Origin of the sequence: Solimonas sp. K1W22B-7, assembly GCF_003428335.1 — a bacterium.
In the GTDB taxonomy this organism is placed as follows: Bacteria; Pseudomonadota; Gammaproteobacteria; order Nevskiales; family Nevskiaceae; genus Solimonas_A.
Map to the genome: position 1 here is coordinate 4,200,806 of NZ_CP031704.1, position 22,462 is coordinate 4,223,267.

General features: G+C 67.0%; 18 protein-coding genes. 5 read left to right on the forward strand and 13 right to left on the reverse strand.

Annotated features, from left to right (window positions below; translation table 11 throughout):
• The first annotated feature begins 1 nt into the window (after position 1).
• Positions 2-778, forward strand: coding sequence for a cell division protein ZapD (gene zapD, locus D0B54_RS18930; RefSeq protein WP_117293111.1), 777 nt, complete (start codon positions 2-4; stop codon positions 776-778).
• On the forward strand, positions 775-981 hold the full coding sequence (locus tag D0B54_RS18935; protein ID WP_162932563.1) for a DNA gyrase inhibitor YacG: 207 nt from the start codon (positions 775-777) through the stop codon (positions 979-981). Before zapD ends, D0B54_RS18935 begins: the two co-directional genes overlap by 4 nt.
• 112 nt (positions 982-1,093) lie before the next feature.
• Here the strand turns inward: D0B54_RS18935 and D0B54_RS18940 are convergent, their stop codons facing one another.
• The gene (locus D0B54_RS18940; RefSeq protein WP_162932564.1) at positions 1,094-2,035 is read right to left on the reverse strand and encodes a Nudix family hydrolase; all 942 of its coding nucleotides are present in this window, start codon (positions 2,033-2,035) and stop codon (positions 1,094-1,096) included.
• Positions 2,032-3,252, reverse strand: a complete 1,221-nt coding sequence (gene argJ / locus D0B54_RS18945; protein WP_117293115.1) for a bifunctional glutamate N-acetyltransferase/amino-acid acetyltransferase ArgJ — start codon at positions 3,250-3,252, stop codon at positions 2,032-2,034. The genes D0B54_RS18940 and argJ overlap by 4 nt, the downstream gene beginning before the upstream one ends.
• A 458-nt stretch (positions 3,253-3,710) precedes the next feature.
• On the opposite strand from argJ, the gene D0B54_RS18950 reads away from it, so the two are divergent.
• Complete coding sequence (locus tag D0B54_RS18950) at positions 3,711-5,003, forward strand: OmpA family protein (RefSeq protein WP_117293117.1); 1,293 nt, start codon at positions 3,711-3,713, stop codon at positions 5,001-5,003.
• 334 nt (positions 5,004-5,337) lie between these two features.
• On the opposite strand, the gene D0B54_RS18955 is transcribed toward D0B54_RS18950, so the two are convergent.
• Entirely contained in the window at positions 5,338-6,228 is an 891-nt protein-coding gene (locus D0B54_RS18955; protein ID WP_205527179.1) for a metal-dependent hydrolase, read from the reverse strand.
• A gap of 157 nt (positions 6,229-6,385) precedes the next feature.
• Here D0B54_RS18955 and D0B54_RS18960 point away from each other — a divergent pair, with 157 nt between their 5' ends.
• Positions 6,386-7,018, forward strand: coding sequence for a TetR/AcrR family transcriptional regulator (locus tag D0B54_RS18960; protein ID WP_162932565.1), 633 nt, complete (start codon positions 6,386-6,388; stop codon positions 7,016-7,018).
• 97 nt (positions 7,019-7,115) lie between these two features.
• Here D0B54_RS18960 and D0B54_RS18965 read toward each other — a convergent pair whose 3' ends face one another.
• The 8 genes from D0B54_RS18965 to roxC form a co-directional block, all read right to left on the reverse strand.
• Positions 7,116-7,772 (reverse strand): glutathione S-transferase family protein, encoded by a 657-nt coding sequence (locus tag D0B54_RS18965; protein ID WP_117293121.1) that lies wholly within the window; start codon positions 7,770-7,772, stop codon positions 7,116-7,118.
• A 135-nt stretch (positions 7,773-7,907) separates the two neighbouring features.
• The gene (locus D0B54_RS18970; RefSeq protein WP_117293123.1) at positions 7,908-8,663 is read right to left on the reverse strand and encodes a DUF899 domain-containing protein; all 756 of its coding nucleotides are present in this window, start codon (positions 8,661-8,663) and stop codon (positions 7,908-7,910) included.
• Positions 8,653-9,108, reverse strand: coding sequence for an SRPBCC family protein (locus D0B54_RS18975; RefSeq protein ID WP_117293125.1), 456 nt, complete (start codon positions 9,106-9,108; stop codon positions 8,653-8,655). Before D0B54_RS18975 ends, D0B54_RS18970 begins: the two co-directional genes overlap by 11 nt.
• The gene (locus D0B54_RS18980; RefSeq protein WP_117293127.1) at positions 9,105-9,461 is read right to left on the reverse strand and encodes an ArsR/SmtB family transcription factor; all 357 of its coding nucleotides are present in this window, start codon (positions 9,459-9,461) and stop codon (positions 9,105-9,107) included. Before D0B54_RS18980 ends, D0B54_RS18975 begins: the two co-directional genes overlap by 4 nt.
• 213 nt (positions 9,462-9,674) lie before the next feature.
• Positions 9,675-11,027 (reverse strand): DUF1329 domain-containing protein, encoded by a 1,353-nt coding sequence (locus D0B54_RS18985; RefSeq protein ID WP_117293129.1) that lies wholly within the window; start codon positions 11,025-11,027, stop codon positions 9,675-9,677.
• 33 nt (positions 11,028-11,060) lie between these two features.
• Positions 11,061-13,607 carry a DUF1302 domain-containing protein gene (locus D0B54_RS18990; RefSeq protein WP_117293131.1) on the reverse strand — a complete coding sequence of 849 codons (2,547 nt, stop codon included), beginning with the start codon at positions 13,605-13,607 and terminating at the stop codon, positions 11,061-11,063.
• A gap of 235 nt (positions 13,608-13,842) precedes the next feature.
• On the reverse strand, positions 13,843-16,260 hold the full coding sequence (locus tag D0B54_RS18995) for a hypothetical protein (RefSeq protein WP_162932566.1): 2,418 nt from the start codon (positions 16,258-16,260) through the stop codon (positions 13,843-13,845).
• Between the two features lie 78 nt (positions 16,261-16,338).
• Positions 16,339-18,732, reverse strand: a complete 2,394-nt coding sequence (gene roxC / locus D0B54_RS19000) for a putative rubber dioxygenase RoxC (protein ID WP_162932567.1) — start codon at positions 18,730-18,732, stop codon at positions 16,339-16,341.
• A gap of 141 nt (positions 18,733-18,873) precedes the next feature.
• On the opposite strand from roxC, the gene D0B54_RS19005 reads away from it, so the two are divergent.
• On the forward strand, positions 18,874-19,521 hold the full coding sequence (locus D0B54_RS19005) for a TetR/AcrR family transcriptional regulator (protein ID WP_117293136.1): 648 nt from the start codon (positions 18,874-18,876) through the stop codon (positions 19,519-19,521).
• A gap of 59 nt (positions 19,522-19,580) precedes the next feature.
• On the opposite strand, the gene D0B54_RS19010 is transcribed toward D0B54_RS19005, so the two are convergent.
• Positions 19,581-19,973 (reverse strand): helix-turn-helix transcriptional regulator, encoded by a 393-nt coding sequence (locus D0B54_RS19010; protein WP_117293138.1) that lies wholly within the window; start codon positions 19,971-19,973, stop codon positions 19,581-19,583.
• Between the two features lie 43 nt (positions 19,974-20,016).
• Complete coding sequence (gene roxB, locus D0B54_RS19015; RefSeq protein ID WP_117293140.1) at positions 20,017-22,389, reverse strand: rubber dioxygenase RoxB; 2,373 nt, start codon at positions 22,387-22,389, stop codon at positions 20,017-20,019.
• Positions 22,390-22,462: the final 73 nt, after the last annotated feature.

The following is a 22,462-nucleotide window of genomic DNA, read 5'->3' on the forward strand; positions in this document are numbered from 1 at the left end:
CGTGACCCACGCAGCCGAGCTGGTCACCTTCGAACAACCGCTGACCGAAAAGGTCCGGACGTTCCTGCGCCTGGAATTCCTGTTCGCCCAGCACCAGCACCACCGCGCCGACGACAGCCCTTTCGGGGCCCGGTCCACGCTGCATGCCCTGCTGGACATCCTGGTGGTGATCTCGCGTTCCGACCTGAAGAACGAGATTCTCAAGGAACTGACCGACCAGCACGCCCACCTGACGCGCCTGTCTGCCAAGCCCGGGGTCGACCCGGCCCTGCTCAAGGGCGTGCTCGCCGAGATCACCCAGGCCGTCAACGGCATGCAGCAGCTGGCCACGCAGTTCGCCAACTCCCTGCTGCGCGGCAACGACTTCCTGACCACGGTCCTGAGCCGCGCCAGCATCCCCGGCGGCACCTGCGCCTTCGACCTGCCGATCTACCACCACTGGCTGGCGCGTCCGGAAGCGCAGAACCGCGCCGACCTCGACGCCTGGTTCGCCGACCTGCGGCCCTTCCAGCAGGCCATCAACCTGTACCTCAAGCTGCTGCGCAACAGCGTGCCGGCCCAGCAGGCCGTGGCGCGCGGCGGCATCTACATCCAGACCCCCCAGGCACCCTGCGTGCTGCTGCGGGTCACGGTGCCGGTGGAAGCCCGCGTCTATCCCGAGATCAGCGCCGGCAAGCACCGCTTCACGGTGCGCTTCATGTCGGCCGGCGACGTCAACGCCCGCAGCCACCAAGCCACCGTGGACGTGCCCTTCCATATCCAGTGCTGCGCGCTGTGAACCGAAAGATTGCCTGTCGGCAGTGCGGCAAGCAGGCCATCCTGGACCCGTCGAACCCCTGGCGCCCGTTCTGCTCCGAGCGCTGCAAGACGCTGGACCTGGGCGAATGGTTCGGCGAGCGCTACACCATCCCGGCCGAGTCGCAGGACGACTTCAACGATGCCGCGGATCTGCCGCCGCCGGGTTTGCCGCGGCATCAGTAGCCCGACCCAGCTCCTGCAAGCCCCGCGTTGCTTGTCTTCCCTCGCCCTTTGCGGGAGAAGGACCGAGGGAGAGGGGGAACATGCAGCGGCTACCAGCGCTTGCCGCGTCCTCTCACCAATACGCCCTGATCCCCGCCACGCCTTGCGCGTAGGCGGCGAATGCCTCTTCCCGCTGTGCCGGCCCGACACCGCCGAGCCCGTACACCGGCAACTGCAGCGCCGCCGTCCATTCCGCGAAACGCTCCCAGCCCAGCGGCGACATACCCGGGTGCGTCGCCGTGGCCCGCACCGGTCCCAGCACCGCCGAGGCGAAGCCCAGCCGCGCCGCACGCTCCAGTTCCTGCGGCATATGGCAGGAGGCATGGCAGTGCAGCCCCGCCGGCAGCGACTCCAGCATCGCCAGCACCACCGAAGTCGCATGCCAGCCCGCGCCCAGCTGCACCGACAGCGCAGCGCCGCGGTCCAGCACCAGCCGCAGGCCCTGCGCCGTGCAGGGCGGCGCCAGGCGCCGCGCCAGCACCGCATAGGCCGCGTCATCCAGCCCCGGCCGCCGCAGGCGCAGCAGCGCGCCCGCCGGCAGTTGCGCAAGGCGCTGCAGCAAAAAGGCCTCGTCGGCATCCGGCGGAGTGAACACGTAGTCGGCCGGCAGACGTAACGCGCCAGCGATCGGCAGCACCGTCGGCAGCACCTGCGGATGTACCGCCAGCTCCTGCGCCGTCACCCAGGCCAGCGCCTGCTCCTCGCGGCCATGCGGCTCGCCGTCGAAGCGGTCGATCAGCCAGGTGTCGAGCAGCACCGTGCGGTTGGTGTACTCGTGACGGAAGCGGATCAGCGGCCGGGCGCCGCGCACCTCCACGCCCAGTTCCTCGTGCAGCTCGCGCTCCAGCGCCTGCCGCGTGGTCTCGCCCGGCTCAATCTTGCCGCCGGGGAACTCCCAGGAGCCCGCCGCCACCTTGCCCGCCGGCCGCTGGGCCAGCAGCACCTTGCCGTCGCGCACCAGCACGCCGCAGGCCACCGCCAGCACCGGTTTCGTGGCTGGCGCAGCTTGATTCACGTGCGGTACTCGGCGTTGATCTTGACGTAGTCGTAGCTGAAGTCGCAGGTCCACACCGTCACGCCGGCGTCGCCGCGACCCAGGTCGATGCGGATGCGGTACTCCGGCCTGGCGAACACCGCCGCGCCGCGCTCCTCGCGGTAGTCCGGGTGCGGCTCGCCGCTGACCAGCAGCTCCACCTCGTCGATGCGCACGCTGATGCGCGAGACGTCCAGCGCCTCGATGCCGCTGCGCCCCACCGCTGCCAGGATGCGGCCCCAGTTGGCGTCGCCGGCGAAAGCCGCGGTCTTGAACAGCGGCGAATGCGCCAGGGCGTAGGCCGCCAGGCGCGCCTCCGCCTCGCTCTTCGCGTGGGCGATCTCGATGGTGATGAAGCGCGTCGCGCCCTCGCCGTCGCGCACGATGGCCTGGGCCAGCTCCGTGCAGACCTCGGTCACCGCCGCCGCGATCGCGGCGTAGTCCGGATGCCGCTCGTCCACGTCCGCCGTGCCCACCTGGGCGGTAGCGAACAGCACGCAGGAATCGTTGGTGGAGGTATCGCCGTCCACCGTCACGCAATTGAAGGACTTGCTCACCGCCGTGTCGAGACAGGCCTGGGTCGCCGCCGGCGTCAGGCGCGCATCGGTGCCGACGAAGGCCAGCAGTGTCGCCATGTCCGGGCAGATCATGCCCGCGCCTTTGGAGATGCCCGTCACCGTCACCGTGCCCTGCGAGGTCTGCACCTGGCGGCTGGCACCCTTGGGCAGCGTGTCGGTGGTCATGATCGTGCGGCTGGCCTGCATCCAGCCCTCGGTGACCAGATCCGCCTTGGCCGCCGGCAGCGCGGAGGCGACCCGCTCGGCCGGCAGCTTCTGACCGATCACGCCGGTGGAGAACGGCAGCACCTGCGCAGGCTGACAGCCCAGCTGCGCCGCCGCCGCCGCCATCGTCGCCAGTGCCGCATCAACGCCCGCGGTGCCGGTCCCGGCATTGGCGTTGCCCGAGTTGATCAGCAGCCCACGGATCGCGGTGCCCTGGCCCAGCGCCTCGCGGCACAGCTGTACCGGCGCCGCGCAGAAGGCATTGCGGGTGAACACCCCCGCCACCCGCGACCCCGGCGCCAGCTCGATCAGCAGCAGGTCCTTGCGCCCCGGCTTCTTGATCGCCGCCTCGGCACTGCCCAGGCGGCAACCGGCCACCGGCAACAGGGATACGGGAGCGTGGAGATTGACGGCCATGACGGGGTACCGGTGAAAAGGGGTGAATGGGCGCGGATTTTAGCCGGTATCCGCAATCGCGAAAGCCCGCTCCGCTCCTGCCTGCCCGGGAGGCCGGCGCAGGCCAGCGCGGTGTGGCCAAAGGCAGGAAGGCGGAGTGACGAGGGCAATGCGCTGCTTTCCACCTCAGGAAATTGCCTGGCTTTGCCGGCAACGCTGGCAGGTCGAACTGGACTTCCGCTCCATCAATGGCCGTGCCTTGAAGCAGTGCCATTGGGATCATTGATCCGCCCTCAGGCTTTTTGTCTGCGTCGTGGTTCCTCCCGAGGCCACCTGACGCTGCCGTCAGATTGCGAACTGGCCGCGACTAGCGTGAAATCCTTGCCGTAATCCCAGGACGGGCACCCGCGGCGAAGCTGCGGGGGCAGCTTCCTCCGCCACCCGATGTTGCTGCACTGTTCTTTTGGGGGAGTCAGGGAATGGAAACGCTGCGATGGGCGATGCTGGTTGTCCTGGTGATGGTTGCGGCCATCGGCTTGTGGATTTTCTCGGGGGGAAACAGCTACCAGAACCGGTCGGCTGTAGTTGTCCAGGGTCCGGACGTGACCTTGCCGCTCCCCCCGACATCATTGGACGACGATGACGACGGTGTTGCAGACGCCAAGGACCGGTGTCCTGGCACGCCGCGCGGCATCCGCACTGACGCGGGCGGCTGCCCTGTCGCACAGGCTGGGGCTGGCCGCCCAGGTCCCGTCGGCTTCGGCCCAGACAGCGCGGAGCTCACCCAGCCCGCGAAGGAAGGTCTCGACTCCTTTGCCGAGGCCCTCAGGGCCCAGCCCGGTCAGCGCATCGAAATTGTCGGCCACGCCGATGGCACGGAGACCCCTTCCGACGCAATGGCCCAGGCTTTGTCCGAACGACGTGCGACATCGGTCAAAAACTATCTCATCGCTCGGGGCATCTCCCCTCAACAGCTGCGCGTAGCGGCGTACGGGGAGACCCAGCCCAAGGAAAGCAACGAAACAGACGCGGGGCGCACGGCAAATCGCCGTGTCGAACTGCAAGTCACTTCTGCGCCGCCGACACCGATTCCGCCGCCCCCGGTTGCGACCCCCGCCCCCAGCGATCCGCAGATCGTCGACAACCTGCTGGCCCCTCTGCGCACCGCTGCGATCCTGTACGACGCGCCCCTGTCGATCCAGCAAGGCTCCTACGCCGTGTTCACGGTGCAACTGCAGCCGCAGGCAAAAGAGAGTGACCTGCGCAAGCAACGGCAAGCGGAGAGCGCGCGAACCGCGCAGGCGGTCGAAAGCACCGGAACGCCCGCAAAGGCGGGCGGTGGCGCTTCCGATGAGACAAGACGCATCACCACCGGCAAGACCAGGATCTCCAACTACGTGACGGCCAGCCTCGTCGGCGCAGGTATCGACGTGGCCGCGCCCGCTGACATCTCCCAGCTGGTCAGCAACTCGGAGGTCACGCACTTCAACTGGATCGTTGTCGCCAGGAACCCGGGGCGGCACTCGCTGACGTTCACGCTGACCACGCAATTCGACGTCGGCGGCAGCAAACCCTACCGCCTGAAAACAGCGGAGTTCGACATCCTCGTCAAGCCCATCGCCCTGAAAACCCGGGCCAGGGACTGGGTCAACAACAACCTGCAGTGGATCTGGACCACCTTCGTGCTGCCCCTGATCGTTTTTGTCTGGAACGAAATCAAGCTCAGGATGAAGAGCGGCAGGAAGGAGGGGGCTGGCGCGTCAACCGGATGAACGGGGCGAAGCGGCCGTCGTCTCTTCCGCTCCTGTTCGGAAAAATTCCGTCATCCCATCCGTGCCACACCGACGGAGAATACGCGCAGGGACCTTGCATCCAGAATCCAGCCCGGCTATCCGCCGGGCTTTTTTTGTGAGGGGAGAGGAAGAAAAGCCCGTCGACGAAATCCGCCATCTGCGCCGCCTTGAACGCCGTCCGCGCCTCGGCGCGCGCCTGGCAGGCGGCGAGATTGGGGGGAGCCGGACAGCAAATCCGCATGCCGCGGGATGCGAAGCAGCGTGAGCACGATCAAGTATCCCTTTTCACCCAATCCCGCTTCGCGCCTCTCCCCTACTCCGTCCCCTTGTCCTTGCGCTGCCCCGCCAGCAGGCCGCCCTTGCCGAACAGGCGCGTGCGCCAGTCGTCCAGCAGCGCTTCGGTATCGTGCTGGCTGGGGTGGAAGCCGGGCCTGAAGAAATCGAAGTACTGCGGGACCAGGCGCCGGAGCTTACCCTGGCGGCCGAGCAGGTAGGACAGCAGGCCGCGATGGTCACGCCAGCCCAGGCGCGGCGCCTCCCTCTTCACGATGCGCGCGTAGAACACCGTGACCACGGCAAAGAAGATGAGGGTGGTGGGAATCATCACCAGCGTGCGCAGCAGGTAGCTGCCGACATGCTGCTGGTAAACGTCGTAGGCCACGCACTTGTGCTCGCTCTCCTCCAGCGCATGCCACAGCCACAGCTTCTGCGTCTCCGGCGAGAAGCTGCCCTGCAGTTCCTCGTCGCGCAGCAGCAGCTCGGCGAAGATGCCGGTGTAGTGCTCCAGGCAGACGGTTACCGCAAGGCAGATCGCATTGGGCAACCGCGCCACCACGGCGAGCAGGCGGCGCACGCTGCCGTCGAGCTGGTCCACGGGGTAGCCATGTTCCGTGGCAGCGGCGTTGAAGCTCTTGTGCTCCTTGGCGTGCATGGCTTCCTGGCCGATGAAGCCGGACACCTGGGCCTTGAGCAGCGGATCGGTGATGCGCCCGCGATAGGCACGCACCGACTCCACGAAGAAGGACTCTCCGGCGGGGAACAGCGCCGACAGCGCCGTGATGAATGCCGTCCTGGCCGGGTCCGCGGCGAAGTAGTGACGCTGCGTGTTGCCCGCACTGAACTCGAAGTCCATGCGGCGCGGCGGGATGCGTGCCAGGGTGCCCAGGGGTTTGCGGGCAGCGGGGGTGACGGAAAGGCGGGTCATGCTTGCTTGCGGACTTGGGAGTCCGCCTCCAGTGGGTATGGCTGCCAGGGCGGCGGAGCCGGCGCTGGAGCCAAGGAACGGGGGTGGGGTGATCGTCATACTCGGACCGGAACAAGTTAGGTCCCCGCCCCGTTCAGATTCAATTCGGAAGATTCCGATGCCCAGAAAGCCACAGCAGCCACGCGCACGCGCCACCGTGGACGCCATCATCGAAGCCGGTTTCCGCTGCGTCGCCAGGGACGGCCTGGCCGATACCAGCGTGCGTCAGATCATTGAAACTGCTGGAGTTAGTCCGGGCTCGTTCTACGAGTACTTCGAGAACAAGGAAGCCGTGTTCAAGGCCATGCTGGAGCGCTTCGTCACCGAGGCGATGGACGTGGTGGAACCGATGACGTCGACCGTCGTTCAGATGAGCATCGAGGATCTGATCCGCACTTTGCTCGCCCGCTTCCACGAATTGCTGCTGCGGGACGACAGCCTCTACCTCAAGTGCGCCCGCGAAGGCGCCGATGTCTACAGCAAGGAATTGCTGGACCCGGCCGCCCGCCTGCTGCAGGCCATCGTCTACCAGCACGCGCTCAACCACCCCGACGCCGTGCGCATCCGCGACCTGCAGACCATGGTCTACATCTTCGTCAATGGCGGCATCGGCCTGCTGCTGCGCTTCCTCACCGACGCCAACCCGCCGATCAGCTTCGAGCGCTTCAGCGAGGGGCTGGCCCACATGGTGGGCCACTTCGTGGTCCAGGAGACCCGGCTAAGGGCCGAGCAGGAAGCGCAGGCGCGGTGAAGGTCCACGCCGCGATCTCAGGACGCCCCAACCCCTGGGCGGATCATCGACCCGCCTGTCGCGCGACCCGCCGGGAGCGCCAGACCTACCCCAAAACCTAGTCCACGAAATCCCCCATCTGCGCCGACAGCGCCGCCTTGAAAGCGGGCCGCGCCTCGGCCCTTGCCTGGTAGGCGACGAGGTTGGGGAAGGCCGCGAGCAGGTCGGTGTGGCGCAGGATGCGCAGGACGCTGACCATCAGCAAATCTCCGATGGTGAAGCGGTCTTCCAGCCAGTCCTTGTCGCCCAGCCAGGTGGAGACGCGCGACAGCCTGAGGTTCACGAACTCGGCGGCGCCGGGGCGGCGGAGTTGGGCCCATTCTTCGTTGGCGTAGAACAGGTCGATGGACGCGAGGTTCTGGATGGCGGGTTCTACGCTGTTGAGGGCGGCGAGGGTCCAGGCGATGGCGCGGCTGCGGGCGGCGGGATCCTTCGGCAGCAGGCGTTCGTCGCGTTCGCCCAGGTGGATCAGGATGGCGCCGCTTTCGAAGAGCTGGATGTCGCCTTCGCGGAAGCAGGGCACCTGTTCGAAGGGCTGCTCCTTGGCGTAGCCCTCGGGGCGCTCGGCGCGGGCGTCGAGCAGGCGTGTGCGGTAGGGCAGGCCGATCTCTTCGCAGGCCCAGCGCACGCGCAGGTCGCGCACCAGGCCGCGGGCGAAGGGTGGGACCCAGTTGAAGGCGGTGATTTCGGCGGGGGCGGTGGGGGATGTGGGCATGGTCTTGGTCCTGATGGGGTAAGTCGGAAAGTTGGTAACGCGAGGCTGGAACTTCAGACTGCAGCTGCGTGCGTAACCGCCGTTGCACCACCCTCACCTCGGCAACTGCTCCATGCGTTGCCCTACCTTGGGGATTTAAACTGCGGCGCTGCCGCAGCAGGACTGGGCGGTTGGGGCCGCTCGGCGACCATCGTCGGGGTATTCGTCGTGGCGGCGCATCCAGTGGCCCATGTTGTCTCCGCCTTCGTTGCGGCCCTTGGGGACGATGTCGAGCCAGGCGTAGACCGGCAGGAACATCTCTCCGCCGCGGGCGAAGCTGGAATAGGTGTGGAAGATCGCGCCGCTGTCGTCGCGGTGAAAGACGCTGACGCCGGGGAGCTCGTCGACTCCGGGATCGGGAATCTTCTCGAAGTTGTAGTCCACGCCGTCCGCGCGCGTGCCCTCCGGGTAGGACACCTGGTAGTCGAAGTTGAAATCGCTCTCCGCAGACGACACCCAGCGGAAGCCCCAGCCCATGCGGCGGCGGTAGGCCTGCAGCTTGGCGAGGGGGCCGCGGGAGACGGCGACCCAGCTGACGTCGTTGTGCTCGAAGTGCTGGCGCGCACCGTCGACCTGGTCGCAGAGCAGCGAGCAGCCGGGGCAGCCTTCTTCCCAGGCGGGGCCGAACATGAAGTGGTAGACGATCAGCTGCGAGCGGCCGTCGAACAGCTGGGCCAGCGTCCGCGGGCCTTCCGGGGTCTGGAAGACGTAGTCTTTCTCGACGCGTACCCACGGCAAGGCGCGGCGCTTTTCGGCGAGGCGGTCGCGGACGTGCGTCAGGGATTTTTCCTCGGCCAGCAGGGCACGGCTGGCTTCGAGCCATTGCTCGCGCGAAACGATTTCATGCGGCATGACGATCTCCTCTCGAGAAATGGGCCACCAGCTTGTCCAGTGCGCCGTTCCAGCCCGCTTCGTGGCTGGCCAGCGAGGCCTCGGTCTTCAGCTGGGCATGGGTGAAAGTCAGCTCGGTGCCGCTGTCGATTTCGCGCAGTTCGATTTCGATGCGCGAGTCCTTCCCTTCTTCTTCAAGTTCGCCGCCATCGCTCCAGTGCCAGGCCATGACGATGCGGCGCGGGCGCTCGATCTCCAGGTACAGGCCGCTGCCCTCGTGCTCCTTGCCGTCGAGGGTCCGGAAGCGCACGCGCATGCGCCCGCCGACGCGGGGGTCGGCCTCCGCCAGCAGCACCGGTCCGTCGTCGGGGCTCCACCACTGGACCATGGCCTCGGGGGTGACGAAGGCGTCGAACACGATGGAGGGGCGCGCGGCAATGCGGCGGACGAGCGTGAGGCTGGTCATCTGCCGCTCCGGCGGGCCTTGGCTTCTGCGGCCTCGGCATAGGCGGCGAGACGGTCGAGACGCGGGGCCCAGAAGCGTTCGTAGCGGCGCAGCCAGTTCATGGCTTCCTCCATCGGTGCGGGCGACAGCGTGACGGTGACGATGCGGCCGGACTTGGAGCGGACGATCAGGCCGGCCTCGTCGAGCACGTCGAGGTGCTTCATCACCGCCGGCAGCTTGATCTCGAAGGGCCGGGCGAGTTCGCTGACCGACAGGGCCTCCTCCCTCTCCAGGCGCGCCAGAATCGCGCGGCGCGTGGGGTCCGCCAGGGCGGCGAAGCTGCGGTCCAGCCTTGCTTGCGAATAGTTCACCATGTTGGAAAGTATTGCGGCGAAAAGCGGGGGATGTCAAGCAGCGGGTTGGAGGGGGAAGCAATGACCGGGTCGCGAGCAAGCTCGCTCCTGCATGGGTGGGGCTTGTCTCTCGTTCCGTTTTTTTGATGCCGGAAAAAAGAAAGCGGGACAAGCCCCCCGGCATGTCCCGCCAAACGTCGCACCCTTGCGGGTGCAGACGAGGATTTTTGTCGCTTACTTCGTCGTCATCTTCTGCACCGAGCTGGCGCTGAAGTAGTCGTCGCTGAAGCCCACCGTCAGATCGTAGGGCTTGTCTTCGTTGAAGGCGGTGGTGATGAAGTAGCGGCCGGAGGTGAAGTGGTAGATCACTTCGGGCACGGTGAAGCTGGCCAGGATGTTGGCGGCGAAGCCGACGTGGCCTTCCTGGAACTGATAGAGCTGGTCGCGGTTGTCGTAGTCGTCGACCAGGGCGATGTTCCAGCTGTCCTCGTCGATGTAGAAGCGGCGCTTCTTGAAGGTGTGGCTGGTGCCTTCCTTGAGGTCGGCTTCCACCACCCAGACGCGGTGCAGCTCGTAGCGCGGCAGGTCGGGGTTGATGTGCTTGGGACGGATCAGGTCCTTGTACTTGATGGTGTTGCCGGAGATCTTGTTGGAGTTGTACGGGATGTACAGCTCCTTCTTGCCGACCAGCTTCCAGTTGTAGCGCTCGAGCACGCCGTTGAACATGTCCACCTGGTCGTAGAACTGGTGACCGTCGGTGCCTTCATACGGGTTGTCGCAGCACACCGTCGGCGCGCGGCGGATGCGCTTGAGGCCCGGCGAGTAGAGCCAGGCGGCGCGGCCGGCGGCGCCGGTTCCGGCCTTCTCGTGCACCAGGATGAAGGTGCCGGCCATGCGCGGCGGCTCCATGGTCTTGGACAGGTACTTGAGGAATTCGCCGGAGGTGCTGGTCAGCGGCACCGGCTTCTTCACCGAGCCATAGCCGAAGGTGACGTCCTCGACGATCTTGGTCTGCTGGAAGGCGCCGTTGGGCTGCACGATGAACTGGTTGTTGAAGCGCGTGGCGGCTTCGCCACGGAACTTCAGCTTGTGGTTCCAGATCGGCTCGGCGCCGGTCTTGGGAATCGGGAACGGGAAGCCGAGCTTGCAGTTGTCGGGCGTGTCGGTACCGATCATCTCGCAGCTGGTGGCGTTGGCGGCGGTGGCCTTGTAGATGACGTCCGGCCAGGCGACGACGCGCCGGGTCGGGTAGACGTTCATCTTGTAGGTGTCGTAGGTGTTGAGCAGCCTCTTGTGGCCTTCGCTGAGCTTGCTCACGTACTGGCCGATGTTGGCCTTGGTGATGGTATACAGCGGCTTGTCGCCGTCGACGGAGGGATCGTTGGGGTATTCGCCCTTCAACTTGCCGCGCTGCTTGCCCGGCGTCCACGCCGGGATGCTGCCGTCCTTGTTGGCGGCCTTCTCTGCGCCGACGGGGGTCAGCTCCTGGCCCAGCTTGGCGGCTTCCTCGGGGCTGACCTTGGCGCCGGCAGCGCCGGCGAACAGCGCGGCGGCCAGTGCCACCGTCAAGCGAATCCTGCTCTGCATTTGCCGTCTCCTCATTGTTGTCTCAAGGCTGCATCAGAACTGCAAGCGAACGTAGGCGCGCGCGGTGTCGCGGTCACGGTAGAGGTTGTAGGGACCGCCGCCGGTGAACCAGGTGTAGCCCAGGTTGAACGCCAGGCTGGACTTGTAGCGTATTTCCAGCCCCAAGTCGCCACTCTTGCGGCCGGCGACGAAATTGGTCGCCAGACCCGGCGCGGTGCCGTTGACGTCGTGCTTCCAGGTGAGCTGCGGCATCAGGGAGATGCCGGGCGCAACCGATTCATACTTCACCTGGCTGATGATCACGTAACCCCAGGACAGCTTGTCCGGAAGCCCCCCCAGGTCCTGCTGGTGCGGGTTGAAGCGCAGGCCGTCGGGGCCGTAGGAGCAGGCGACGTTGGTGGAGCAGGCCTGGCGCGAGCCGTTGGCACCGCTGCCGTCGGCGCCGGCGCTGGCGTGGGTGTAGGTGCCCGGGGCCTCCAGCTGCAGCCGGTCCAGGTCGGGCATGCCCGGCACCCAGGTGGCGCCCAGCTCCAGCAGGGTGATGACCTGGTCGGCGCCGAAGGGGTTGTCGGTGGCGCCGGCGACGTGGGTGGCGCCCAGGTTGAACTGGTAGGTGTCGAAGGTTTCCCAGCCGCGGATATAGCTGTTGCCGGGGTTGCTGCCCACCACCCCGCCGCGGTAGGGAATGATGAAGGACGGGAAGGCGCGGCCGGCGCCCGGCAGGTGGCCGATGATCAGGTCGAAGGTATCGCTGTAGGCGCCGGGGTTGCCGTTGGCGTCGACGTAGTCGCTGCCCGGATACCAGCCCACCGTGCCATCGGGGTTGGCACCGATGCCGCCGAGGAAATCCACGCCCAGCACGTTCACCAGTTGGTCGATCAGGCCGGCGAACTGCGGGCCGAGCACGCCCAGCGCGGCGCCGGTGAGGCTGCCGCTGCCGGCGCAGCCGGGCGAGACGTGGCAGTTGCTCAGGGTGGGCCCGAAGCCGGCGAACACCAGGTCTTCCAGGTCCACCTGCAGCGGCTCGTCGGGGCGGTAGGCCACCTCGCCCTGCAGCGAGAAGTCGCCCAGCGTGGTGTTGAAGGAGACGCCGAACAGCTTGATGTTCTCGGGGTATTCCAGCTGTACCTTGAGCGAGTCGAAGGGCACGGCGCTGTCGTTGGTGCCGTTGGGATCGTTGGGCTGGAACACGGTGTGCAGCAGGGGGATGTCCGGGCAGGCCAGGATGAAGCCGACCGTATTGGTGACATTCTTGCCGCAGCTCTGGTCCACCGAGATCACGCTGACGTAGGGATTACGCGCGTGGTAGTTCATGAAGTAGAAGCCGAACTCGGTGCCGGCGTTGAACTCCTCGGAGTAGTACTTCAGCGCCGCGCCGTACTGCCCGCCGCCGTCCGGCTCCTTGTCGCGCAGGCGCTCCGCCGTCAGGGAGGTGTTGGTGATGCCCGACAGCGGCGAGTCCAGCAGGCGGCCGACCGACTCCGGGTCTTCCGCGGCGCTGCCGAAGCTGAGGTTGACCCAGTCGATGGCGTTGTTGGTGCCGACGTCGAGGAAGGAGAAGTAGGAGCCCGGCGCGGGCGCCTCCAGCGGCAGCCACTCGTACTGGTAGAACATCTCCAGCGTGGCGCCGTCGAAGAGCTCCATCGACGCCGACAGCAGGCCCACCGGCTGGAACACTTCCTCCACCAGGAAGCCGGTGCGGTAGAAGTTGTTGGCGTTGACCGGGTTGACCTGGTTGATCGAGCCGAACACCAGCAGGGTCGATTCGCCCCAGTTCAGCGACTGGCGGCCGAGCTTGAGGCTGACCTCCTTGTCGCCCCAGAGCGGCAGCTTGCCGTAGACATAGGCGTCGAGCAGCTGCAGGTCGGTGCCGATCTGCCGCAGGGTCTCGCCGTCGGAGCGCTTCTCGCGCACCACCCCGCCCGGCCCGTAGACCAGGCCGCAGGGGCCGCCGCCGGGATTGCGCGCGGCCGGACAGGGCACGGAGTCGCTGCGCTGCGTCAGCGGCAGGATCGACAGCCCTACCGGCAGCGGCAGCACCTCGTGGCCGGGCGTGGACACCACGCCCACGTCCAGCATGTTCGCGGGGGTGATGCGGTTGGGGTGGCGCTCGGTGAAGTCGTTGTTGACGAAGTCGTAGAAGTACAGGCCCTTCAGGAACAGGCCGAAGTCGCCGTGGGTGAGCGTGAAGTCCTGGGTGATCTTCAGCGGCGCCTGCACGACGTCGTAGCGGTCGTAGTTCAGGTTGCCGTCGTCGGCGTTGACCGTGAACTGGCCCGGCGCCGCGGCCAGATGCGCCGCGGGGAAAGTCTGCGTGCGGAACAGGCCCTGGCAGACCTGGTACAGGGTGCGGCCGTCGGCGGTGCGGCCGCAGACGTTGGGATCGAGGTTGGACTTGCCCACCAAGTCCGAAGCGCGGTTCTGCATGCGCCAGGCGGCGCCGGCGGTGACGGTGGTGTTGAGCACCGCGTTCCACTCGCCGGCCTCGTCCAGGTCGAAGCTCAGGGCCGCGGCGGGCGGGCTGAACAGGGGCAGCAGCAGCGCGGCGGCGAGCACCGCGGGCTTGATCTTCTCCATCATCGCAGGGGGCCTCGTGAATCTCGTTGTTGTGTCTGACTGCCGAATCTGTGCCCAGCATTGCCGACGAGGATGACGGCGATGCGATCGATCGGGGATGCGAATTGCGGACAAGGGGGTGAGATTGGTGACCAGCACACGCTGGATAGGCACAACGTAGGAGCGGCTGTTAGCCGCGAGGGCCGGTTGCCATGATGACCGGCCTTCGCGGCTAACAGCCGCTCCTACACGGGAAGCACTAGAGCGTCTTCAGGTACTCGATGACCGCCCTGCGCTCCTGGTCGGTCAGGGCGTCGGTGAAGGTATGGCCGCCGTTGTCCTGGCTGTAAAGACGCGTGTTGTAGATCTTGCGATCCTCGACCTGGGCATTGGTCAGCGGCATCTGCAGCAGGTTGGGGATGTTCCAGGCCAGGCCGCCGTTGGCGTAGATCACCGACAGGAGCTGCTCCAGCAGCGGGTTCTTCGTCGGGTCCGAGGGGTCGCATTCCAGATAGGGCATCGCGCCACCCATGCCGCAAGGAATCTCCTCGTATTTCCAGCCCAGGTGCTGCTTGTCGTAGGCCCGCTGGAAGCTGGGGTCGAAGCCCATCACCACGTCCAGGCCGGTGTCGTTCGGCGCGGACTGGCGCCGCCAGAGGGTTTTGCGATCCGAGGACTTCAGCACTTCCCATGCGCTGGGCACCGAGCCGTTGTGGAAGTACGGCGCGGTGGCCCAGACGCCGTACAGCGGCGGCGCCTGGTAACCGTTCTCGCGGTCGCCGCGGATGCGGTCGAGGTTCTGGTCGCCGCAGTCGTTGTCCGTGCCGCGCTGCTCGGGATAGCCGAACCAGTCCTTCTCGAAGGTGCGCGACACTTCCTGGTCGTTGCCATTCACGCGCTGCGGATCGGTGCCGATCAGGTCGCGCGGCACGATGTAGCCGGCAATGCCTTCCAGCTCCGGCGTCTCAAGATAGTTCTTGTCGTGCACGAAGCGCGGCGAGTAGGCGCCGTGGCAGCTCGCGCAGGAGCCATTGCCGCCCTTGGGCCGCTCGCGTCCGGCATTCGCCGGCAGCGCGAACAGGTCCTTGGAATGGAACAGCACCGCGCCCTGCTCCGCCAGTGCGGTATCCACCGGCTCCGGATACTTCGGCGAGCGCCGGCTGAGCACCCAGGCTGCCGCGTCCTGGTCATGCTGCTCGATCCAGTCGAAGGCCGCGTTGACGTTGAGCGGGACGGGATTGGCTGCGCCCAGCGGCGTGAACGCCGACACCAGGATGCGCTGCGCGTCCGACGACATGCCGCCGTCGTAGAACTTCAGCGGACGATGGCCGTAGTTCCACCACACCGGCGGGTCCTCGCTGCCCGTGCCGCCAGAGGTGTTCAGCAGCAGCCAGGGCAAAAGGTTGTCGGGCGCGACGACGATCGAAATGGCATTGAAGAACTGGAAGTTCGTGATGTTGCCGGTGCCGCGCACCTTCGAGAAGGCCGTAAACACCGGTGCGATGGCGTATCCGCCGAACAGCGTGTCCCGCCCCATGACGCCGATGTCGCTGAGGCTGTTGCTGCCGTAGATCGCGCCGGGCAGGCCCGCTTCGCCCGCAATGCCCACCTGCCCGCTATGGCACATGTGGCAGGTGGTCGCCAGCTTGCCGCTCCAGCGGCCGTCCGCTTCGCGAAGCTGCGTCAGCGCCGTCGGCAACTGACCCGAGCCGCCATCCGTCTTGTTCGGATCCTCGCCCGGCAGGGGATAGGGATTGCGTACCGGCCCCAGCACCACGCCCCAGCGCTCGGCCACCAGCCGGTCGTATTGCTCCGGACGCTGGCGCAGCCCCCAGGACCGCCACATGTTGTTGTAGGCGTCTGTCGTGAACTGGAAGCCCGGCAGAACCGTCGATCCGGGGTAGTTCCCCATGAAATTGCCGGCAGCGCCCTGTGCGCCATCGCCCTTCAACAGCAAGCCGCCGCGCTCGATGCGGCCACGCCACTCGCCGCAGGTCTTCGGCGCCGCATCTTCCGGGCCGGCGTTGACGTGGCAGTCCTTGTAGTACGCGTTGAAGTACACCGCCTTGCCTTGGTTGACGCCGGGCTTCACCAGCGTCACCGGGCTCACCGGCAAGATCGCCGCGTCATCCTTGCCCTCGCAATAGCGTGTCCAGGCATGGCCGCCGCGGTGGCCCTCGGACAGCAGCGGCAGCAGCGTGCCCGCATCGACGCCGCCGGCGAGCAAGGCTGCGCAGCCGGCGCCGTCCTCGAAGCACTTCAGCAGGATGTCCATGTTCTTGTACTGCGCGCTGCCGACCGGCCAGGGCATGCCGCCGGTATGCGGCGTCTCCTGCCCGGAGGACATCAGCAGGATGCGCGAGGTCGGGTTGTTCTTGCCGAGCCGCTCCCAGCTCGCGCGCAGGTTCGCAAGGTCCTGCGACCTCGCGGAAGAGAGCATGAAGTCATGCCCGTCCTCCACGTCGGCGACGCCGCCGGGGATATGGCAGGTGCGGCAGAAGTCGAGCTGTGGCTGCACCTTGCCGCTGAAGTGCTCCTCCATGCTGCGCGCCTGCACGCCACCGCCGGAGCCTCCGCTCACACCGTCGCTGCGGCCGCCGTACTGACCGCAAGCCGACAGCAGCGCGAGCGCCGACAGCATCACGGTGACCGTTCCGACTCTTGTGTTGTTTCTCATTCCTCACCGCCTGCCCTCTCGCGGAGGGCTTTTTGCTTTCGTGGTTCGAGCCGCCCCGCAACAGGCGGGGCACTCGCCTTACAGGGTTTTCAGGTACTCGATGACGGCCTTGCGTTCTTGCTCGGTGAGCTCGTCCGTGAAGTCATGGCCGCCGTTGCCGTTGCCGACCTTGCGCGTGTCGTAGACGAAACGCTTGTCCTGCCCGCCCGGCGCCAGGTCCGGCAGCACCACCAGGGCCGACCAGTTGAAGCCGGAATACAGCAGGTTCATCACCGTCTGCGTGATGGACGGCTGCTCCGGCGCCACGGGGTTGCAGTTGAACAGCGGGTTGCCCGGCAGGTCGCCGCAGGCCAGCGTTTCGTACTTCCAGCCGAGGCGCTGATAGTCGTAGGCGCGCTGCAGGCTCTGGTCGAAACCGGCGACCTCGCCCACGGTCTGCAGCTGGCGCCGCCAGATCGCGGGGCGGTCGGAGGACTTCAGCACCTGCTCGATGGTGGGCACCGAGCCGTTGTGCAGGTAGGGCGCGGTGGCCCAGGTACCGTGCAGCGGCGGCGCCTGGTAGCCGATGATCCCGCGCTCCCAGCCGCAGGCGCCCTGCGGCCGCGCCGCCAGCGGCAGTCCGTCGTCGGCCAGCTCCAGCACGGCGTTCTTCACGCCCGGCGCGGTCCAGCCTTCGGCGCCCTCGGGGTAGCCCCAGAAGGTGGTGCCATAGGCTTCGCGCAGGTAGGGCGTGAGTTCGTCGGCGCGCGCCGGGTCGGTGCGGATCACGTCGAGGGGCATCAGGTGCGCGGCCATGCCGCCCAGCACCGGGTTCTCGAGGTAGGCCGGGTCGTGGATGTAGCGCGGCGAGTAGGCGCCGTGGCAGCTGGCGCAGGAGCCGTTGCCGCCCAGCGGCCGGGGTTTGTCGGCATTGGCGTCGCCGGCCCAGAGGTCCTTGCCATGGAACAGGATGGCGCCCTGCTCCGCCAGCTGGGTGTCGATGGGGCCCGGGTAGACCGGCGATTCCAGCGACAGGAAGAAGGCGGCGAGGTCCTGGTCGAACTGCTCGATGCGCTCGCGATAGGCCTTGCCGTCGGCGGTGATCACCGAGGTCAGCTCGCCGACGCCCGCCGCCATGACGATGCGCGTGCTGTCGATGGACTGGCCGGCGTCGAAGAACTTGCGCGCGCGGTGGCCGTAGTTCCACCAGGCCGGCGTGTCCTGCTGCTCGGAGGTGGGGTGCGGATCGGCGGAGTTCTGCGCCAGCTTCAGCGCGTTGGGGTTGAGGCCCAGGCTGTCGTAGTCCAGCAGCATGAACAGCAGCTCGAAGCCCGCCACGGCGTTGTTCTGTCCGCGCTGGTCGCCGCCGAGCGCAAAAGGATTGAGCAGCAGCGGCACGCCCAGCGATACGCCATAGGCGGAGCCGCCGTCGGCCGCCTGGATGACCGTGTCGGCGTTGTTGTTGCCCAGGCCCAGGTTCTTCATGCCGATCCTGCTGCCACCGTCGCCGGTGTCGCCGATCTGGCCGCCGTGGCAACCGAAGCAGGCCACCTCGCCGATCACGCCGGTCCATCGGCCTTGCTCGTCCTTGAGCTGGCGCTTGCCCAGCGGCAGCTGGCCATTGCCGCCGTTGCTGGCGTTGGGGTCTTCACCCGGCAGCGGATAGGGATTGCGAAAGGGTGCGTTGTTGTAGCCGTAGCGCAGGGTGTAAAGCTCGTCGAAGTTCGCCGGGCGCTCGGACAGGCCCCATTTCTTCCAGCTGTCGTTGTAGTCCTCGGCCTTCTCGGACCCCACTGCCAGCGTGTCGATGAAGGCCTCGCGACCGCGTTCGCGGCGCTCGCGGTAGGCACCGCAGGTCTTCGGCGCCTGCTCCTTCTCCGGCAGATTGGCGTGGCAGTCCTCGTACCAGGCGTTGAAGAACACCGCCTTTCCTTCGTTGATGCCGGGGCGGATCATGGTGCGCGGATCGGTCGGCAGCGCCACGCCGTCGGCCTTGCCCTCGCAGTAGCTCTCCCACAGCGTCTTCGCATGCGTGCTGCCCAGCAGTGGCAGCAACTCGCCTGCGTCGATGCCGCCGGCGAGCAGCGCCGTGCAGCTTGCCGGGCTTTCGAAGCACTTCAGCAGGATCTCCATGTTCCTGTACTGCGCGCTGCCGACCGGCCAGGGCGCGCCGCCGCTGTGCGGAGTCTCCTGCCCGGAGGACATCAGCAGGATGCGCGAGGTCGGATTGTTCTTGCCGAGCCGCTCCCAGCTGGCGCGCAGGTTCGCCATATCCTGCGACTTGCTGGCGGAGAGCATGAAGTCATGCCCGTCTTCCACGTCGGCGACGCCGCCGGGGATGTGGCAGGTACGGCAGAAGTCGAGCTGCGGCTGTACCTTGCCGCTGAAGTGCTCCTCCATGCTGCGCGCCGTCGCGCCGCCGGAACCGCCGCCCGAGGCGGGGTCGCTGCGCCCGGGAGCGCAGCCCGCCGCCAGCATCGCTGTCGCAAGCACCCACACGCACAGGCTGGCTCTGCCAATGGCTCGCCCAAACTCCATTCTTCTCTCTCCAGGCCGGCTGTTCTTATAAAAGGGGCATTTGTTGCCTTTCGAAAAAGGTAACATTAGTCGCCGTTTGGCGTCAAGGACGAACCGATGAACGAAGCCCTGAAGAACCCGCCCAACCCCGCCTTCATCGCGCGCAAACCCCAGCAGCAGCGCGCCAAGGACCGGGTGGACGTGGTTTTGCAGGAGGCGGAGGCCCTGCTGCTGGAGTCCGGCCTGTCGGGCTTCTCGATCCCCACGCTGGCGGAGCGCCTGGAGTACCCGCGGGCGACGATCTACAAGTTCTTCCCCACGCCCTACGCGCTGCTCAACGAGCTGGCCGAGCGCCAACTGGCGACGCTGGAGGAGCACCTGGCCGGCTATGCCGAGCAACTGGCGGTGGCCAAGGACTGGCAGGAGCTGGTGACGCGCATGGTCTACGCCGCCAGCGATTTCTACGTGAAGCACCCGGCGGCGCAGGTGGTGCTGCTGACCGGGCCGATCTCCGACGCCAGCTTCCGCTCGCTGGAGGTGACGATCACGCGCCTGGGCGCGATGACGCGCGGCCTGCTGGCGGAACGCGGCATCGTGGTACCCGAGGATTCGCCGGACATCGCCGCGCTGGCGGTGGAGTTCGGCACCGCGAGCTTCCGCATGAGTTACTTCCTGCATGGGCGGATGACGCCGGAGTACACGCAGGCGGGGGCGGACGTGATGCTGGCGTTTCTGGCGAAGCGGTTGGGGTTGAAGCTGGGCTGATTCGCAGGCGACAAATACCTGATCCGTTACGGTTCTGAAGTAAGTCCAGGTCCAGAACGCTAGGCCGCTATCGCCTGCCCCTGCTCCCGCTTGTCACTATCGACACGCAACACCGGGGCGCGGTTGCGGAAATGCCCCGGTGGCATCCCCGTCCAGCGCCGGAAGGCGCGCGAGAAGTTCGCGCTGCTGCTATAGCCCAGGCGCAGCGCGATCGCCTCCAGCGACAGGCCTGTCCGCTGCAGCAGTTCCATCGCGTGCACCAGGCGCACGGCGTCCAGCAATTGCCGGTAGCTCGATCCGATCTGCTTGAGGCGGCGCTTGAGCGTGCGCGCCGACACGCAAAGCCTGGCGGCGACCTGCTGCAGCGTCGGGTAGTCGCCCTGCTGCGCCTCCAGCGCTGTCCTGACACGGAGGGCGAGGTGCTGCCTGTCACGGGAATGAAGAGGGGTCATCGAAAAAGGGGCGCTTGCGCGCCCCTGTCTCCCTAATAACTTTTCAGAGCGTCTTCAGGTACTCGATCAGGGCGCGGCGTTCCTGGTCGGTCAGCACGCTGGTGAACTCGTGGCCGCCGTTGTCCTGGCTGTAATAGTTGCTGTTATAGATCTTGCGATCCTCGATCTGGCCGGTGGTGAGGATCGGCAGGTTGAGCAGGTTCCAGGCCAGTCCGCCGTTGCCCCAGAGCAGGCCCAGCAGGTCCTGGATGGTGGCACCGCCGGAAGGATTGCAGTCGATGAATGGCAGGGTGCCGGTACCGCAGGCCAGGGCCTCGTAGTTCCAGCCGACGTGCTCGCGGTCGTAGCCGGTTTCGAGGCTGTAGTCGAAGCCGCTGATGCCGCCTTCGATCGCCGGGACCGACAGGCGGCGCCAGATCTGCTTGCGGTCGGCGGGCTGCAGCACTTCCCAGAGATTGGGCACCGCGCCGTTGTGGAAGTACGGCGCGGTGGCCCACACGCCGTACAGCGGCGGCGCGAGGTAGCCGAGCTTGCGGTCGCCGCGCAGGGCCGTGTCGTTCTGGTCGCCGCAGAGCGGGATGCCGGCCTCGTTCTTGGGGCCGTCGCTGTAGGCGAACCAGTTGCGGCGGGCGTAGTTGGAGACGACCTGGCTGTTGCCGTCGAGACGGCGGCGGTCGGTGCCGATGATCTCGATCGGAGTGATGTAGGCGGCGATGCCTTCCAGCAGCGGCGTGTCGAGATAGGCCGGGTCATTGACGTAGCGCGGCGAGTAGGCGCCATGGCAGCTGGCGCAGGAGCCGTTGCCGCCCTCGGGCCGCGGCACGGGGTTGTTGAGCTTGGCGGCCCACAGGTCCTTGCCGTGGAACAGCACGGCGCCCTGCTCGGCCAGCGCGGTGTCGATGCTGCCCATCTTCGACTCCGGCCACGCCGGGGACTTCATCGACATGAGCCAGCTGTCGCCGTCCTGCTGATGGTCCTTGATCCACTGCTTGCCTTCGACGTTGTTCGGCGTGGCGACGTTGGGGAAGTGGAAGGACAGCTCGATGCGCTTGGAGTCCATCACCTGACCGCCGTCGAAGAACTTCGAGGGGCGGCTGCCGACGTTCCACCACACCGGCGGGTCTTCCGTGCCGGTGGAGGGCTGGGTCTGCACGGTGAGATAGCCGAGCAGGTCGTCGAACAGCGTCAGCGTGCCGAACAGCTGGAAGTTGGTGATGTTGCCGGTGCCGCGCACCTTGTTCTGCGAAATGATCGCCAGCACCGCCTGCTGCGGTGCGACGAAAGCGAGATCGGTGAACATCACGGTGATGTCGGACAGCGAGTTGGTGCCGTACATCGGCCCCAGGCCCTCGCCGTCTTCGGCCTTGCCGACCGCGCCGCCGTGGCAGATGTTGCAGGTGACGCCGACATTGCCGGTCCAGCTGCCGTCGGGGTTGCGCAGCTGCGTCAGGCCGATGGGCAGCTGGCCGCTGCCGCCGTTCTTCGCGTTGGGATCTTCGCCGGGCAGCGGATAGGGATTGGGCACTTTCGGGATCGGCATGCCCCAGCGCTCGGCCACCAGCTGGTCGTAGTTGGCCGGGCGGCTGGACATGCGCCAGATGCGCTGCCACATGGTGTTGTAGGCCTCGGCCGGGAAGGCGAAGCCCGGATCGGGCGAGTCGCCGCCGAACATGGTGCCGGCACCGATTTCGCCGTTGGCGGCGATCAGGCGGTAGCCGCGCTCGGAACGCGCGCGCAACTCGCCGCAGGTGCCCGGGTGGTTGTCTTCCTGGCAGGTCTGCCAGTAGCCGTTCATCAGCACGGCCTTGCCGGCGTTGACGCCCGGCACGACCAGTTCGCGCGGATCTTCCGGCACCGCGGTGCTGTCCGGCTTGCCTTCGCAGTAGTCGAACCAGTAGTGGCCGCCGCGGCGGCTGCCCAGCAGCGGCAGCAGCGCGCCCGGGTCGAGTCCACCCGCCAGCAGTGCCGCGCAGCCCGAGGGGCTTTCGAAGCACTTCAGCAGGATGTCCATGTTCTTGTACTGCGCGCTGCCCACCGGCCAGGGCGCGCCGCCGGTATGCGGCGTCTCCTGCCCGGAGGACATCAGCAGGATGCGCGAGGTGGGGTTGTTCCTGCCCAGGCGCTCCCAGCTGGCCTTGAGGTTGGCCAGGTCCTGCGAGCGGGCGCCGGAGAGCATGAAGTCCTTGCCGTCTTCCACGTCGGCGACGCCGCCGGGGATGTGGCAGGTGCGGCAGAAGTCGAGCTGCGGCTGGACCTTGCCGCTGAAGTGCTCTTCCATGCTGCGGGCGCTGGGGCCGCCACCGCCGGAACCCCCGTCCGTGGCGCCGTCGCTGCGGCCGCCGTAGTCACCGCAGGCGGACAGCACCAGGCTCAACAGGGTCAGGGCCGCGCCGCGCGCGAGGTACCGATTCTTCATGCAAGGCTCTCCCGAGCACACCAATTGCAACTTATGTAACTTTAGTAAAAGTTACTCTTGTAACTTTACCGAG